The organism is Neorhizobium lilium (genome assembly GCF_004053875.1).
Classification (GTDB): Bacteria; Pseudomonadota; Alphaproteobacteria; order Rhizobiales; family Rhizobiaceae; genus Neorhizobium; species Neorhizobium lilii.
Window position 1 is genome coordinate 660029 of sequence record NZ_SBIP01000001.1, and the last position, 15418, is coordinate 675446.

Annotated in this window: 12 protein-coding genes and 1 pseudogene; 5 read left to right on the forward strand and 8 right to left on the reverse strand. The window is 57.0% G+C overall.

The window, feature by feature from the left end; translation table 11 throughout:
* Nucleotides 1-375 precede the first annotated feature (375 nt).
* Nucleotides 376-1089: pseudogene (locus tag EPK99_RS02990) on the reverse strand (plasmid partitioning protein); the annotation flags it as partial.
* 83 nt (nt 1090-1172) lie between these two features.
* Entirely contained in the window at nt 1173-2267 is a 1095-nt protein-coding gene (locus tag EPK99_RS02995; RefSeq protein WP_128441123.1) for a PAS domain-containing protein, read from the reverse strand.
* An 818-nt stretch (nt 2268-3085) separates the two neighbouring features.
* Here EPK99_RS02995 and EPK99_RS03000 point away from each other — a divergent pair.
* From EPK99_RS03000 to EPK99_RS03015, 3 genes are all read left to right on the forward strand, one after another.
* Complete coding sequence (locus EPK99_RS03000) at nt 3086-5047, forward strand: methyl-accepting chemotaxis protein (RefSeq protein ID WP_245455609.1); 1962 nt, start codon at nt 3086-3088, stop codon at nt 5045-5047.
* Nucleotides 5047-5529, forward strand: coding sequence for a chemotaxis protein CheW (locus tag EPK99_RS03005; protein ID WP_128441124.1), 483 nt, complete (start codon nt 5047-5049; stop codon nt 5527-5529). Before EPK99_RS03000 ends, EPK99_RS03005 begins: the two co-directional genes overlap by 1 nt.
* Before the next feature lie 560 nt (nt 5530-6089).
* Nucleotides 6090-6653: a TetR/AcrR family transcriptional regulator gene (locus EPK99_RS03015; RefSeq protein ID WP_128441125.1), complete on the forward strand. Its 564-nt coding sequence runs from the start codon at nt 6090-6092 to the stop codon at nt 6651-6653.
* A 140-nt stretch (nt 6654-6793) separates the two neighbouring features.
* Here the strand turns inward: EPK99_RS03015 and EPK99_RS03020 are convergent, their stop codons facing one another.
* Together EPK99_RS03020 and EPK99_RS03025 are read right to left on the reverse strand one after the other, a co-directional pair.
* Nucleotides 6794-7093: a hypothetical protein gene (locus EPK99_RS03020; protein WP_128441126.1), complete on the reverse strand. Its 300-nt coding sequence runs from the start codon at nt 7091-7093 to the stop codon at nt 6794-6796.
* Between the two features lie 53 nt (nt 7094-7146).
* Nucleotides 7147-7728, reverse strand: coding sequence for a TetR/AcrR family transcriptional regulator (locus EPK99_RS03025; RefSeq protein WP_128442141.1), 582 nt, complete (start codon nt 7726-7728; stop codon nt 7147-7149).
* Nucleotides 7729-7958: 230 nt separating this feature from the next.
* Between EPK99_RS03025 and EPK99_RS03030 the strand changes: the two genes are divergently transcribed.
* Nucleotides 7959-8375 (forward strand): LLM class oxidoreductase, encoded by a 417-nt coding sequence (locus tag EPK99_RS03030; protein ID WP_205909040.1) that lies wholly within the window; start codon nt 7959-7961, stop codon nt 8373-8375.
* Nucleotides 8376-8440: 65 nt separating this feature from the next.
* Complete coding sequence (locus EPK99_RS03035; protein WP_128441127.1) at nt 8441-9187, forward strand: NADPH-dependent F420 reductase; 747 nt, start codon at nt 8441-8443, stop codon at nt 9185-9187.
* Nucleotides 9188-9606: 419 nt separating this feature from the next.
* Here the strand turns inward: EPK99_RS03035 and EPK99_RS03040 are convergent, their stop codons facing one another.
* The 4 genes from EPK99_RS03040 to EPK99_RS03055 all read right to left on the reverse strand — a co-directional run bounded on the left by EPK99_RS03040 (nt 9607) and on the right by EPK99_RS03055 (nt 15341).
* Nucleotides 9607-10266, reverse strand: a complete 660-nt coding sequence (locus EPK99_RS03040; protein WP_128441128.1) for a TetR/AcrR family transcriptional regulator — start codon at nt 10264-10266, stop codon at nt 9607-9609.
* Nucleotides 10267-10354: 88 nt separating this feature from the next.
* Nucleotides 10355-13465: an efflux RND transporter permease subunit gene (locus EPK99_RS03045; protein ID WP_128441129.1), complete on the reverse strand. Its 3111-nt coding sequence runs from the start codon at nt 13463-13465 to the stop codon at nt 10355-10357.
* Nucleotides 13465-14580 (reverse strand): efflux RND transporter periplasmic adaptor subunit, encoded by a 1116-nt coding sequence (locus EPK99_RS03050; protein WP_128441130.1) that lies wholly within the window; start codon nt 14578-14580, stop codon nt 13465-13467. The genes EPK99_RS03045 and EPK99_RS03050 overlap by 1 nt, the downstream gene beginning before the upstream one ends.
* Before the next feature lie 251 nt (nt 14581-14831).
* A complete protein-coding gene (locus tag EPK99_RS03055) occupies nt 14832-15341 on the reverse strand; it encodes a cupin domain-containing protein (protein WP_128441131.1) in 510 nt (169 codons plus the stop codon).
* Between the last annotated feature and the right edge of the window lie 77 nt (nt 15342-15418).

Sequence of the window (15418 nt, forward strand, 5' to 3'; positions counted from 1 at the left end):
TCCACATCATTGCCTTGAACCAAGTTCGAACCAGGGACCCCTTGAGACTCAGCATCGAGAACAAAGCCTAGCGCGTTGGCAAAGTGTTTGACCATTCCTGCGAGCCATGGAGACGCGAAGAATACGAACCGCTGTTTCGGTAACTGCATATGCCGCGACGTATGGCGTGCTGTTAATGACCGGTCGCGGGTGCCGGCAATTCTGCCAACGCGACCGCTCGCGGGAAATCTATCAACTGGCGGACGGCAGCAACGATCCGCTTGTCGACCAGAATGGCGGCTGACGGATTCTCTACTTCTATGTATGTGAAGAAGGCATCGCGAAGTGCGCATTGCGCCAATGGGCTCACGGCGGATGCTGCAAAGCATTCGGCCCTATCTCACCGTGCTTGATGAGATCGGTGATATCTTGGCGGTCTGGCGTAAAAAGCGCGGCTGAATGGACAAAGCGCTCTTGTCTGAAATGATCGACCAGAGCTGCGCGGGTCTCGCGCACCTTCTGGCGAGGAAGCACGTTGGCGTCCTTCGCAGCCGTTTCAAGCGCCTGTCGCGACAGGCACAACAGGAAGTCTTCCAATCCCATGTTGGGCAAAAAGCCATCTGCGCCTATCGCCTTGCCTGCGATGCGCGAGACCACACCGCTGTTCGACATTCCGCGTCGGCATGAGAGCACGTCGATCAGCATCGAGCGGGCAGCTACGCGTAGCGTGTCGGTGTCGAAGGCGAGTCTGCCGTCCTCACGGATAAGCTGGGCCGCGTGGCGCTTGAACCGTTTTGAACCGAATCCATCGTCGCTGGCACCGGAATCGACGCGGACATTGAGACCTGCGAAGGCGAGAATGAGGAGCGACATCAGCGTGTCATCCTCAATTGGCGCACGGCCGAGCGCCTCGTGCAGCGCATCCGTGCGGAAATCACCGATCATGTCCTGCCCTTTCTGCGTGACGTCGGGACGCGGCTTCGGCGATTCGATGACGGAGTCATTAAGCGCGTCTGCGGAAGTATCACTGGCCGAGGTTCCACCTTTACCCTTGACCTTCTTTTCCTCCGGCATCCGGAACGCGACAGACTGCACCTTGCCATCGCAGTCAAACTGACTGAAGCTGTCTTCTGAAATCGACACAATTCGGATAAAAGGGGCGGGAATGGCAGTGATAGTATACGCTCGCGTATCTACAACATCCCCTTGGCTAAACTGATGGTCCTTTCAGCATTCAGGCCATGTCCGAAGCGTACACCACCTTGCTCCAGGGCCTTCCGGATTGCTTCCATGTGATGAAGCCTCGTCTTATTGCCGGTGCCACGTTCCAGGCGCCGGATTGTGGAGATGGAAATCTCGGCTTTCACTGCCAAATCCTCTATGCTCCAGTCTAATAGCGCCCGTGCCGCGCGGATGTGAGCGACGTCCAATGCCCCGACATCGCCGAGAAGCAGATTGGCCTCAGCTGAAGAAAGGGCGGCAGTTTCGATGAGAACGCCAATCCACTCGCGCACGGTTCCATCCAAATTGTAGAGCGGGGCACCGCGCACCAGATACCGCTGATAGTTCCCGCTCACACATCGGATGCGAAGATCGATGGCATAAGGGCGGTTGGCCACCGCGCACTTTGCCCAGAGTGAGCGGGCTGCTTCGCGCTCATCCGGGTGGATCGCCTGCAGCCATCCCCAGTTATCGGCCTCTGCCAAAGTCTGCCCGGAGAGTTTTTCCCAATTGAGCAAGGATGTGATTTTGCCATTTGGCAGCATACGCCATTTGACTGCGGCAATCGCCGATATGAGGCCTTGATAGCTTTGCCACCCTTCCTCGACTGTTGTCCGCGCCTCATGTTTTTGGGTGACATCTACCATCAGCCCGAGTGCGCGTGTCGGGACGCCCTGTGCGTCAACCAGAACCTCCGCCTTGTTCTGGATCCAGCGCAAGGTTTTATCGTGACGGATAATTCTGAACTCTCTTTCGATCGCTTGCCCGGACTGGATGACCGCCAGCATGTCGGCGTTGAAAATCCGATCGCCAGGGTGCATCATGTTTACCAGGGCGGTGAAGTCTAGTGTGGTTGACGGCAGGAGTCCCAATACCCGGTACAACCCCACAGAACCGGTGATGTGACCGGTTTCAAAATCCAATGACCAGAAACCGATCTGGCCCCGATCTTCTACCAGCTTCAGGAAATGCCGCGAGGAAATGCCCGAAATGCGGTGGAGACCATCCAAGCCGTCGCCATTCGTCGGCTCGGTCAAATAGCACCCCAAAAGGCTCGTCGTCGGCATGCCGTCCCATCCTTCCAATGCGTTTAACTTATGGCATAAAACTTGAACGATTTTCGATCAGTTTTTTGCCGGCCCCGCCAATTCTCTCCCAAAATGACCGTTTTTACACGTTTAAGAAGTAGATTGGAGCTTTGTCGGTAAGCCATGATTATCTAAATTAAACCACTGGTATGAAATACTAAAGCTGTGAATTGCGGCGAACATGATGTGACGTCGGACACAATGTCTTAAACCTGTCCACCGGGAGCGATCCATTCAAAGGTCAGCGCTATGAGCAACATCGTATCTCTCAAATTTCCAGAGCGCGTCCTTGATACTCAGGCCAATGATAAGCGAAGCTCGTTAACGATCTTGGCCTACTGGATATCATGAGCAAGCTTGAAGCCAGACTTGGCCTCATGCATGCCCATATGATGGATTCCCCGTATGTCGCCGATGCCGTGATCGAGAAGAAAAACGTCTCGTGAACATGGCTATTTGAAGTCATTCAAAAACGACCGCTTACCGACTGTACCTACAACACGGAAATGCCTCCGTGTTTCCCAGCCTCGGCAGAATGATTTTGCTTAGCGGCCCGTATCATCGGCCCCTCGCAAGAGGATCACCTAGCAAGAGCAAAGCGCCCGTGTTCATACCAAACCCAAACCCAAAATTGCACCGATCGCCGTTGTAAAAATTCGTCGACATCGTCTGCGGCGGCTCGGCATGTGGTTAGGCTTATAGATGAGCGTGCACCCGGCTGGATCTCAAGACGAAAATGCGACTACGGAAATCAATCCAGCAGATTACAAGAACGCACGTCACCATTAGAGGATATCATGTCACTATTCCAGGATGCCAAGGTCAGAACCAAGTTAATTGTAACATCGGGGATCGGCATCCTGCTGATTGCGGGCATGATCGTCAGTCAGCAGATTAGCAGCGGGCAAGTCTCCGAGGCCACCAAAGTCGTTGAGCGTGAGCAGACGATTCTGGTCGGCGTCATGAACGCGGAGCTGGCTCTGTCGCGGATACAATTTGCGGGTCGGGGCCTCAAACTTGCCACAACGCCAGAAGAGGCAAACACCGCCCTTCTGGAAGCCAGATCGAGTACTGAAAGCGGAATGACCGGTCTCGAACAGCCGATTGCGATCGCCGTGATACCGGATGTTCTCGTTCAGATCAGGAACGGCTTGAAAGATCTGCAAGATATTGTCGAAAAGCGAACGGATTCTGTCAACACCGCATTTCAAAAGAACGCTGGCGCCAGCCTGTCAATGGAAGAAATGACGAACGCTCTGGCAGTCGTCCCCGGCTCAGTCAGAGACAAAATTGCTAATGACGTCATTGCCGCCATCAGCCAGTCGAAGACAAACGCAACAAAGTTTACGACTGCGGCGAGACAGACCCTCGACGCGACGGTCGCGCAGGCAAACACGGTGGCGCTCGCCATTGGCCTTGCAGTCGTGCTTGTCCTTGTCCTCTCGGCATTTATCCTGATCAAAAGCGTCGGCGGACCAATCCGCATCATGACGCAGGCCATGCGGAAGCTCGCAGAAGGTCATACCGATATAGATCTTGCCTATACGGGCCGGAAAGACGAGATCGGAGATATGGCCGGAGCCGTCGAAGTGTTCCGCCAAGCAGCGATCAGCAACAAACACCTCCAAACGGAAGCAGAAGCTGCACGCCTTCAGGTGGAGACCGACCGGGTTCGCCTGACGGCCGAAGCAGAGGCTGCTGCGCAAAAGCGCCTTCAGGAAGCGACGTCGGGTCTGGCAACGGGTCTACGCCGTCTCGCCGCCGGAGATCTCGGCTTCCAGCTCAGCGAAGCCTTCGCACCGGATTTCGAGGCGTTGCGTCATGATCTGAACGACGCGGTCGAACAACTTGCCGAAACGCTGCGCGCTGTGGCGCAGGCCAGCACACAGATCGACAACGGCACCCGCGAGATCAGCCAGAGTACCGAGGATCTCTCCAAGCGCACCGAACAGCAGGCCGCGTCGCTGGAAGAAACCGCCGCCGCTCTCGACCAGATCACCGTCAATGTCACCAATTCCTCCAAACGTGCCGACGAGGCCCGCAAGGTCGCATTGCTGGCCAATGAAAGCGCTGCCCAGTCCGGCAAGGTCGTCGCCAATGCCGTCGATGCGATGCAGAAGATCGAACAGTCCTCGAACGAAATCTCCAACATCATCGGCGTCATCGACGAGATCGCCTTCCAGACCAACCTGCTGGCATTGAACGCAGGCGTCGAGGCAGCGAGGGCCGGCGACGCAGGCAAAGGCTTTGCAGTGGTCGCCCAAGAGGTGCGGGAGCTTGCCCAGCGCTCCGCCAAGGCTGCCAAGGAGATCAAGGAACTGATCCGCAATTCGTCTCAGGAGGTCCAGAGCGGCGTCAAGCTGGTGAGCGACACCGGCGAAGCGCTGAAGACCATCGAAGGCTACATCGTTACCGTCAACCAGCACATGGACTCCATCGCGACATCGGCGAAGGAACAGTCGGTCGGCCTGGCGGAGGTCAACACCGCCGTCAACCAGATGGACCAGGTGACCCAGCAGAACGCGGCCATGGTCGAGGAGAGCAACGCGGCGAGCGCAACGCTGTCCGGTGAAGCCGAGCGCCTGCGCGATCTGATCGGCCAGTTCCAACTCGGCGGCGCGCTACGCCAGACGGCCTCCGTCATGGCGGCAGGCGCCAGCCATCGTCCTGTCGCCTCACCGGTCAGGAAATTGGCCGGCAAGGTTGCCAAGGCGTTTTCCGGCAATGCCGCTGTCAAGGAAAGCTGGGAGGAATTCTGATGAGCACCCCCCATTCCAAGACAATCGGCAGCGGCGATACGCTTGAGATCATCGCCTTCCGCCTGCACGATCAGGAGTTCTGCGTGCGCACGACAACCATCCGCGAGATTCGCGGATGGGGGCCGGCAACCCCAATCCCGCATGCGCCGGCCGATGTCATCGGCGTGATGAACCTGCGTGGCACGGTGATCCCGATCATCGATCTCGCCAACAAGCTGGGCATGAAAAGTACGAAACCGAACGAGCGCAGCGCCATCGTCGTGGCCGAAGTTCACGGCATGGCGATGGGTCTCGTCGTCGACCGGGTCTCGGACATCCTGACGATCTCTGAAAGCCTGCTCCAACCGGTGCCCGAGATCAGCATATCGCCAGGCATGCACTATGCCGACGGGATCATAGCACAGCCCGACGGTATGATCTGCTTCCTCAATCTCGAGCGCATGTTCGACAAGGTGGCGGCAATGCAGATGGTCGCCGCATAGCCATGGCCTGCGCTCCAGGAGAAATGCGAGGGTCATGGCGACCATTAGCAAATTTCCTCGGCAGCAAGCACGTGTTGCCCGGTTGCGAAAGCATATTTACGAGATATGTGAAAAGCCAAGCTTTTCGCATCAACGAACCTATCCAATCAGCAAATGCAAAAACTTTTTAACTCCGCCGGATTTCTCACCAGCGGCTTCATCGACAATCTGGATGAAATGGCCCTGAAATCGTGTTCTGTTTTCATGCTCCATAAATCAGTGGCTATCTGCAGGTTTTGACACGGTCTGTCTCATTCTGCGACGTCGCAAAACTAGGAAAAAGGCGGCACCCCCACCCCCTTGGCGCCAAGCTTACGATTACGGCGGGGTATCAGAGTACAGCGGTGGAGCTGCGGGCGAATTCGCCTGGAGTTCTGACACCCGCAGTCCCGTATGCTTGCCAAAGAGTTTGTAGCGCAAAACGATCATTCCTTCTTGTGCTTGATATGGCGAGCACGCTAAGGCTAACGGACCACTGGTACATATAAGTGTACCGCTGGTACGTTTGTTAAGGATGACCAATGCGTGCCGACGCGAAAGAAAATTATAATCACCTGCTGACCGTTGCTCGGGACGTCGTCACGGAACATGGCGCTAACGCATCGTTGCGCGACATCGCGCGCAGGGCAGAGGTGAGCCACGTAACACTGTTGCGTCACTTTCCGACACGTGAAGCGCTGCTCGATGCCCTGCTGCAAAAGGGTCTCGAAGGGCTGACGGTAAAGGCGGGTGAGTTAGAACTTTCAACTTCGCCAGGGAACGCGTTGTTGTATTGGCTTCGCAATGCGGTTGGATTTGTGCAGGTCTATAGCGGCGTGGTGACGATGATGGCGACAGCGCTGGCCAACCCTGGCTCGGCACTTCACGCCTCATGCGATAACTTGCGCAAGGCAGGCGAGCGGCTTCTAAAAAGCGCTCAAGCCGAAGGAACTGCGCGCGCCGACATGGAGGGAAGCGACCTGTTCGCTCTTATCGGTGCGCTTGGTTGGATTGGCGACCAAGACTCCTTCAAGCCACGAGCAGAATACCTGCTTGATGTCATTGCAAACGCGATTCTGATTGGCCGCTCACGAGAGTTCCATTAACCTTCCGTATCGCGGTCGATCAACCGCATAAGTTTCAGGTACGGCATCGATCGTGCTGGCTAATGACTGGCGACGCTCGATCGGGCAAAGGACGAATTGAGGAAGGATTTCAATAAACCGCCAATTCGGGCGACAATCGCTTAGGAGAGGTTCCCTCGATAGAAAAGCAGGATCGCAGCGAGAGTGATGATCCCAATGGCTGTTAACCAGATGGCTCGCTTTGATGATGCCCGGTCTCGATAAAATATGGCGGCTGCGAATGCGCACAGCGACCAAACAACCGTTACAATGACCAACAGCCAGGAATACAAAAACGGACCGAGATCGTAGCCTCCACCGCCGATTGAAGGTTCATAGTTGGTATCCACCTGAGCCCCAACCAGGGTGAAAACCGGTATTGCGAGGGCCGATAGCCATATCCAAAACGATCTGGTTTTCATCATTAGTCCCTAGACCATGTCATTCCGCGGAAGAATCTGGCGGTTGTATATCCTCAAGAGGCAATCCCCCATCCGTTTTTAAACATGTCACGGAGGACGGCTCGCGTACCATGATCCTCCAAACCTGTGCCACCCGCCCATGCGACCGCCAGGGCGCCGAGAAAGATATGTCTGCCGCTCAAAGCCGGCTGGGCCAACCCTGCGCCCTGGGCGGCCCGAAGAAATATATCCGTCGCGTCGATTACATTCTGGCAGGTGGGTTTCAGCGGTGAATTTGAACGGGACCACGCCGCCCTCAGCGGCTCTGACAGGCCATCATAAACCAACATCCAGTCGCCCAAGGCGTCGATCCATCGTTCCAGTGCGCGACCAGCATCGCTTTCCTCCGCTTCGATAACCGTCTTTTTCTGCAGCATGTCCTCGTAATGCTCATCAAGGAGTGCGGCCAACAGAGCATCCTTGTTGGGGAAATGCCGATAAAGAGTTGCAGAACCCAGTCCAGACTGCCGGGCTATGGCGTCCATCGAGACCTCAACGCCGTCACTGGAAAAGGCCTGACGCGCAACATCGAGAATCTGCGTTCGGTTATGCTGCGCGTCTTTGCGCGTTCGCCGGTCTATCGATAACTCAGCCATTGTTTTCCTTACGCCCTTGAATAACGGGGACACTCCCCGTATTTATCTGCAAAGCGGGGATAGTCCCCATATATCCATGTTCGGCCGGCGAGAACAGTGCGGATGTCGGATTTTGGACAAGGAGTTCGAGGCGTGGCGTCACACATGATCATCGGCCTGCATTTGGAAAATGGCTACGTATCGGGCTCGACCGGCGCATCGTATTGACCGGGCGGACGGTTCCACAGCGGGTGGCATATCTCCAGCAGATGATTGGTGTGCAACTCGATCCTGCTCGCCTCGACGCGCCCTTGTCGGCAGCGCAGCTTGCCGCCGCGCGCGCCTCGCCGATGGATACCCGCTCGGAAAATGCGCTGAAAATCGCTCGCGAGGGTTGGAGTCTGCAGGACATACTTGCACATGGCGTCATCGACTATCATCCGGTGATCGCTGGCCCGGCTGTCGAGGCGGCCGATCACATGCAGGAATGGTTCGAGGCCGACGCTGTGGATGGATTCTGGGTCTCACCCGATGTCTATGACGACGGGATCGATGCCTTCGTCGATGGCGTGATCCCGATCCTGCAGGAACGCGAGCTGTTTCATCGTGACTATGAAGGCACGACCCTTCGCGACCATTTGGGGTGCGCCGGCCCAGTACGGGGTTGATCGTCGTGTCACTGCCGGATGCGCATCCAAGGCTTTCTACCCGCCCTCAACGAAAGGACATTATTATGAACATTGGCATCATCGGCGCCGGCAATATCGGCGCATCGCTTGCGAGGAAACTGGCGAGCGCCGGTCACGTGGTCAAACTCGCCAATTCCCGAGGACCCGAAAGCCTGCAGGACATCGTACAGGGCACAGACGTGATCGCTGCAACGAAGGAAGATGCAGTTAGAGACGCGGATGTGATCATTCTGTCCGTCCCCTACGCCAAGATGCCGGAGCTCGCGGCGCTGTTGGCAGATGTTCCCGCCAGCACCATTGTTGTTGACACCTCCAATTATTACCCGGCCAGAGATCAGGCGATTGCCGAGGTGGACAACGGCAAGCCGGAAACCCTGTGGAGCAGCGAGCAAATCGGCCGCCCACTTGTCAAGGCGTGGAATGCGCTTCTCGCGCAAACATTGGACGAGGCCGGTTCGGAGGCGGAAACGCCCGACCGTATCGCCATCCCGATCGCCGGCGACGATCCTGTCGCAAAGGCTGTGGTATCCGGTCTGGTCAGCGAAACCGGCTTTGATACCGTTGATGCTGGCACTCTCACCGAATCCTGGCGGCTGCAGCCGGGAACGCCTGCCTATTGCACGGAACTGTCTGCCGAAGATCTAAAAGCGGCACTCGGGGCTGCGCAAGAAGGTCTCGCACCATCGAAGCGCGATGCAATCATGCAGTCCATGGTAGACGGTTCGGTGCCGTTTAATCGTGCGGCGATGATCGCCAACAATCGGGCCATGACGGGCTCGATAACAGATTAATCCGCCACGGGGGTTGGCATTCGTTCTGTCGCTCATATTGCGCTACCACATTGCGCGGAAAAGACTGTTTTCCGCACAATGTCATCGGCTGCGGAAGAGGTTCCTCGCAGGGGGGTGGCGATAAATCGACCTTATCAATGGTACTGCAGTCTGCCTTGGAGGTGACATCCAGAGCAATGCCGCGCGCGATAACTTAGCCTTCTGCAGGTCGGCCTCCATGCCGGTCCGATCGAAGCCGGTGCGGATGTATGCTGGCTCGATGATGAACACGCGGACGTTGAAGGCCCGGACTTTTGATCAACCGATTCCGAATAGACCTCGACCGCATGTTTGGCGGCGGAGCGATGTACCGAATAGAGCGCCGCGATGATGCCGAGAGACGCCGGAGGTTTTTAAAAACGGTAACCTGCGGATCCTATTCAGGTGGCGGGTAAAGACGTCTTCCTGCGCATCTGGGGCGGCAAGACGGACAAGCAGATACGCTGGTCACTCCAGCCTAGTGCTTTCAGGATAAAGCAGATTTGTTCCTCATGGAGCTGTCCCGTCTCCTCAGTGTTTCGAACCTTGTTCGCCACAAAAACCGGATGGTAGAAGGGCATGAACGCGTTCATAGCACTCCTGGCAGCGGTCGCTGCATCATCGACAAAGAACGTACCTCCTTCAGCCCCTTCCTGGATGATTTCCGCGATGATCGTTGTCAAGCGGTCGTTATGAGCGCGAATAACTGGCCAGTTTTCCATCGTTGCGGCGACAATCAGATCATAGACCCGCTTTTCTTGAATGAAGGTCTTTTGTCTCTCCTCATGGAGCAGCTTTAAAAGACCCTCGATCTTCTCATGAGCCGGTGCCTTTTGCCGTGCGACTGCATCCGCCGACCGGGTCGTCCGCTCGATGAAGCGGCCACAGATCGCAGCGTCTATCTCAGCCCTTGAGGGGAAATAGCGATAGATGTTTGCGCTGCTCATTCGGAGGCAGGCCGCAATGTCGGCCATCGACGTCTTTTGGTAACCGATGCGGCGAAAGTGTTGTTCCGCCACATCGAGGATGCGTTCGCGCATGAGACCCAAATCAATTTCCATGTCGCCGAAGCTCCGCTTCCTGACGCTTACCGGTGGGCATGGGAAATAGCCCCTGATCAACCAGAAAGATTCTTGCACGCAAAGTGCTCTACTCGGCGGCCAGTGCCAACGGCTGCGCCCGGGGTTCGACCGCCTCCTCGTTTCCATGTGCTCTCGGTGGCTTGATCCGGAACCACACGGCGTAGAGCGCCGGAAGGAAGAGCAGGATCATCGCAGTGCCTGCCGCCGTTCCGCCAATCAGGGTGTATGCCATCGATCCCCAAAACACCGAATGGGTCAGAGGTATGAATGCGAGGATGGCCGCCATCGCGGTCAGGATGACGGGGCGTGTGCGCTGCACGGTCGCCTCGATGACCGCATGATAGTCATCGAGACCGGCGGCCTGGTTTTCCTTGATCTGCTCTGTCAGGATCAACGTGTTGCGCATCAGGATACCCGCCAGTCCTATCAACCCGAGAATGGCGTTAAAGCCGAAGGGTTGATTGAACAGGAGCAGGGTCGGAACCACGCCGGCAAGCCCAAGCGGTGCTGTCAACATGACCATTGTCATCGTCGAGAGGCTGCGCACCTGAAGGATGATGACGATCAGCATGGCCGCGATCATAAGCGGGAAGACCTGAACCAAGGCGACGTTGGCCTTGAGGGATTCCTCGATATTGCCGCCCATTTCGATGCGGTATCCGACGGGAAGCGATGCGATCAGTGGCTGCAGCGCCTTCAAGACCTGCTGCGAAACTTCCGGGGGCTGCGTCGCCTCGTTGATATCGGACCTGATCGTGATCACCGGTGTCCGATCGCGACGCTTCAGGATCGGCTCTTCGAACCGGATCTCAGAGTGTCCGAGTTGATCAAGCGGAACCTGACGGCCATCCCTGCTCATCAGAGAGAAGTCGGCAAGGCGTGATGGGTCGAGGCGGTTTTCGCCGGCGCTGCGTGCGACGACGGGTACGTTGCGGATGTTGTCGCGCACCTGGGTGACCGGGATGCCGCTGAGGAGCATCTGCATTTGTTGAGCTGCCTCGGACGGCGAGAGACCAATCAGATTGAGCCGTTCCTGATCTGGTATAAATCGCAGGACAGGAGTTCGGTTGCCCCAATCACGGTTCGCCTGGCGGACATTGGGAACGGTCTTCATGATCGCCAGAGCCTGCTCGGAAATCCTGTAAAGCTCATTCTGATCCGGTCCCATGATCCGGAACTCGACGGGGAACGGTGTATAAGGACCGAAGACGAGTTGGGTCACGCGCACAGAGGCTTCGGGAACAAGACCCTCCGATATGGCGGCACGAAGGCGGTGCTTGAGTTCTTCGCGTGCATGGGCATCGGGCGTGAGCACGACGACCTTGGCAAAAGCGGGGTCGGGCAACTCTGGCGCCATTGCAAAGAAGAAGCGCGGTGCGCCCTGCCCCACATAGCTGGTGACGATTTTCACTTCCGGTTGCGTCTTCAGCCAGCCTTCGACCTTTTCAACCGCTGCTGTCGTGGATTCGATGCTCGTACCCTCGGGCATGCGCACCTCGACGAGCACCTCGGGGCGGTCCGATGTCGGGAAGAACTGCTGCTTTACGCTCCCCATACCGACCACCGAGACGGCCATCGTGATGCCGACCACGGCACACACCATGAATTTATGTCGAACAGCGAATTCGATGATGGAGCGCAGGCGACGGTAGTTCGGCGTATCATAGATGGCATGATGACCGCCCTCGACCGGCTTGATATCAGGCAGCATTTTCACACCAAGATATGGCGTAAAAGTCACCGCGACGATCCAGGAAACGATCAGGGCAAAACCGACGACCCAGAAGATGTTACCGGCATATTCACCTGCCGTCGATCTTGCGAAGCCGACTGGCATCAGTCCGATGATGGTCACGAGGGTGCCAGATAACATAGGAGCAGCGGTATGGCTCCAGGCATAGGCGGCCGCTTTGATGCGGTCCATGCCTTCTTCCATCTTCACGACCATCACTTCGATGGCGATGATGGCGTCGTCAACCAGAAGTCCCAGTGCAAGGATCAAAGTGCCGAGCGTGATACGGTCGAAGAAGCGCCCAGTTTCCAGCATGATGAGGAAGACGACGGCAAGTGTCAGCGGAACCGCCAGCGCCACGACAATGCCGACGCGCCAGCCGAGTGCGACCAGGCTGACGAACAGCACCACGCCCAGTGCCATTGCAAACTTGAGCATGAACTCGCCGACTGCCTCGTCGATGTTGACGGCCTGGTCGCTCACCTTCGTGAGTGTCATCCCAAGCGGCAGTGTCTCCGCGATCGCGGCGGACCGGGCTTCGAGCGCCTTGCCGAGATCAAGTCCATTCCATCCGGCCTGCATCACGGCACCCAACATGATTGTCGGCTCGCCCTCGTGACGGATGACATAGGTCGCGGGATCCTGATAGCCGCGCCGCACATCGGCCAGATCGGAGAGCTTCAACGTCCGGCCGGCTGCCACGATCGGCGTATCGGCAATAGCCTGCACGCTGTTATAGGCACCGTCGAAGCGGATGAAGACTTGGGGGCCACGGGTATCGATCGAGCCAGCCGGGGTGACCGTGTTCTGTCTTTGCAAAGCCGAGGCAATATCCAGAGCCGATATCCCGAGCGTTGCCAATTTGGCATAGGAAAATTCGACGAAGATCTGCTCGGGGCGCTCGCCGACGATGTTGATTTTCTTGACGCCGGGAACATGAAGCAGATCCTGACGGATAATCTCCGCCTGCCGGACGAGGTCGCGCATTGGCATCCCCTTCGCCTTCAGGGCATAGAGACCGAAGCTCACATCCGAATATTCATCGTTGACGAAAGGCCCGATAACCCCGGGCGGAAGATTTCGGGCTTCGTCACCAAGCTTTTTGCGCGCCTGATAGAACTCTTCTGCAACCGCGCTCGCCGGCGTATTATCCTTGAGCGTCACCGTAAGATAGGCGTAACCCGGCCGTGTCGTCGTTTCCACACGGTCGTACCATGTGAGCTCCTGAATGCGCTTCTCGAGCGGCTCTGCAACAAGATCCTGCATTTCGCGCGCGGTCGCACCTGGCCAGACCGAGGTGACGGTCAGGGTCTTGATGGTGAAGGAAGGATCTTCGGCGCGTCCAAGCTTCACGAAGGCATAAGCCCCTGCGGCAGCCAGAAGAACGATGAAGAATAACGTGATAGCGCGTTCGCGAACGGCGATGGCTGAAAGGTTGAAGCTCATTATTTTGTCGCCTCTGGCTGCGCGGCAATCCTGACGCCCGCCCCGTCGTTTAGAAGATGCGCGCCCAGAGCGACAACCTGCTCACCAATTTCAATTCCCGTGACAAATGCCGTCTCCTCGCCAATCTGCTTAACCTTTACAGGAGTAAATTTCACGGTTGAGGTTCCGCTGTCGACAACCCACACGCCTGTCCGGCTACCGTCGTCCAGGATGGCGCCGACTGGTACGGCGACCTCCGATTGCCGATCAGCGTCCAGTATTCGGATCGTCACCGTCGAGCCAAGCGGGGCTGACGCCGCATCGCCTTGGAGAATATAGCGCGCTTCGTAAGTCCGGGTTTGCGGATCAGCCGAATCGGAAATCTGTCGCAGCTTAGCCTTCCCGGTGACCCCCCTGCCTCCATAGACACTGGCCTGCGCTTCGGAGCCTTCGCGCGGTCGTAAGGTTTCAGGCAACCAAACAACAGCCTCGCGCGGCCCTGCCTGTGCCAGTTGAACGACCGTCTGGCCTGCTGACACGACTTGTCCCGGATCTCCGAGCGTTTGGACGACCGTTCCATCAGAGTCTGCAACAAGAACCGTATATGCAGTTCCGTTTTCGGCCACTTGGGCGTCGGCTTCTGCTGCAGCGAGCTGAGCCATGGCTGTGTCGAGCGCTGCTTTTGCCTGTTCATAACGCTGCGGAGTGGCTGCAAGGCCATTTTTCACCAGCGCCGCATAACGTTTCTCGTCTGCTTGCGCCTGTACCAGAACGGCCCGTGCCGCCGTGACTGTATTGCGCTTGGCGGTTAGCGCGAGTTGAAGATCGGTCTCGTCAATGCGCATCAGCGCCTGGCCCTGCCTGACTTGCTGACCGACATCGACCATTCGCTCAACGATCTTGCCAGGCACTCGAAATCCCAGGTTACTCTGAACCCGAGAGGCGACCGTGCCTGTGAAAGAGCGCTCAGCCAATCCAGTGGTCGCCGCCTCTGCCACTCTTACAAATGGAGTTGCAGTCCTTGGATCCGCAGCCAGTGCCTCACGCTTGGTGGGTTCGAAAACCAGGAAAAAGACACCGGCCGCTCCGGCCGCTGCCACGAGACCTACCAAAGTCAGGACATGTTTGCGTTTCATTTTGCGTTCTCTTCTTGAGCGATCCATACAATTTAGATTGCGATCTAACTCTATTTAGGATATAGCTGTCAAATGAAATCTAAATGAACGATAACAACACGCGAAGGCCACCTGATGAGGTGGCGGAATATTGCCGGTTCTTGTAGGGATAGGCCGCTGACGAAACGCCCGATCAAAGTGACCCAGTCGTGTCATGCGGTGTCGGCGCGCGTTTGAGCACGATTTACGCTGCCTGATCGAGGCAAGCTATCTTAGCTGTTTCTATGGATCGGATCTGTCCAATACACATTTTCCGGCTTCTCTACCGGTTCTATGTCCGTAATATTCACGACCACGGCCTCGTTATCGGACCGAACCAGCACACATTCGAGAACGTTGTCCGGATCTGCATTGATTTCCTGGTGCGGTACATATGGAGGGACGAATATAAAATCGCCGGGACCGGCGTCTGCAACAAATTCGAGCCGATCGCCCCATCGCATTCGCGCCTTGCCCCGGATGACGAAAATAACGCTTTCCAGAGCGCCGTGATGATGAACCCCAGTCTTCGCATCCGGCTCGATCGCTACAGTACCAGCCCAGATTTTCTGCGCACCGACGCGGGCGTGGTTGACAGCCGCTTGCCTGAACATTCCCGGAGTCTGTGCCGTGTTCGGATCGAGTTGATCGCCCTTGATGACCCTTATGCCGTCGTGCTTCCAGCGCGGTTCATCGGAAGCGCTGTGGTCATGAGAGTGAGTGTGATCGCCATCGTGTGTCATCTGATTCTCCTGATCGAGATTGCCGTAGTAGGCCGCGAATATACCGCTCTGTTGCGCGCAGCCGGTTTGCATCGACG

Bases quoted from the DNA above. Each gene is read 5' to 3' on its own strand.
- EPK99_RS02995 (WP_128441123.1), bottom strand. From the start codon at position 2,267: ATGCCGACGACGAGCCTTTTGGGGTGCTATTTGACCGAGCCGACGAAT.
- EPK99_RS03000 (WP_245455609.1), top strand. From the start codon at position 3,086: ATGTCACTATTCCAGGATGCCAAGGTCAGAACCAAGTTAATTGTAACA.
- EPK99_RS03005 (WP_128441124.1), top strand. From the start codon at position 5,047: ATGAGCACCCCCCATTCCAAGACAATCGGCAGCGGCGATACGCTTGAG.
- EPK99_RS03015 (WP_128441125.1), top strand. From the start codon at position 6,090: ATGCGTGCCGACGCGAAAGAAAATTATAATCACCTGCTGACCGTTGCT.
- EPK99_RS03020 (WP_128441126.1), bottom strand. From the start codon at position 7,093: ATGAAAACCAGATCGTTTTGGATATGGCTATCGGCCCTCGCAATACCG.
- EPK99_RS03025 (WP_128442141.1), bottom strand. From the start codon at position 7,728: ATGGCTGAGTTATCGATAGACCGGCGAACGCGCAAAGACGCGCAGCAT.
- EPK99_RS03035 (WP_128441127.1), top strand. From the start codon at position 8,441: ATGAACATTGGCATCATCGGCGCCGGCAATATCGGCGCATCGCTTGCG.
- EPK99_RS03040 (WP_128441128.1), bottom strand. From the start codon at position 10,266: ATGGAAATTGATTTGGGTCTCATGCGCGAACGCATCCTCGATGTGGCG.
- EPK99_RS03045 (WP_128441129.1), bottom strand. From the start codon at position 13,465: ATGAGCTTCAACCTTTCAGCCATCGCCGTTCGCGAACGCGCTATCACG.
- EPK99_RS03050 (WP_128441130.1), bottom strand. From the start codon at position 14,580: ATGAAACGCAAACATGTCCTGACTTTGGTAGGTCTCGTGGCAGCGGCC.
- EPK99_RS03055 (WP_128441131.1), bottom strand. From the start codon at position 15,341: ATGACACACGATGGCGATCACACTCACTCTCATGACCACAGCGCTTCC.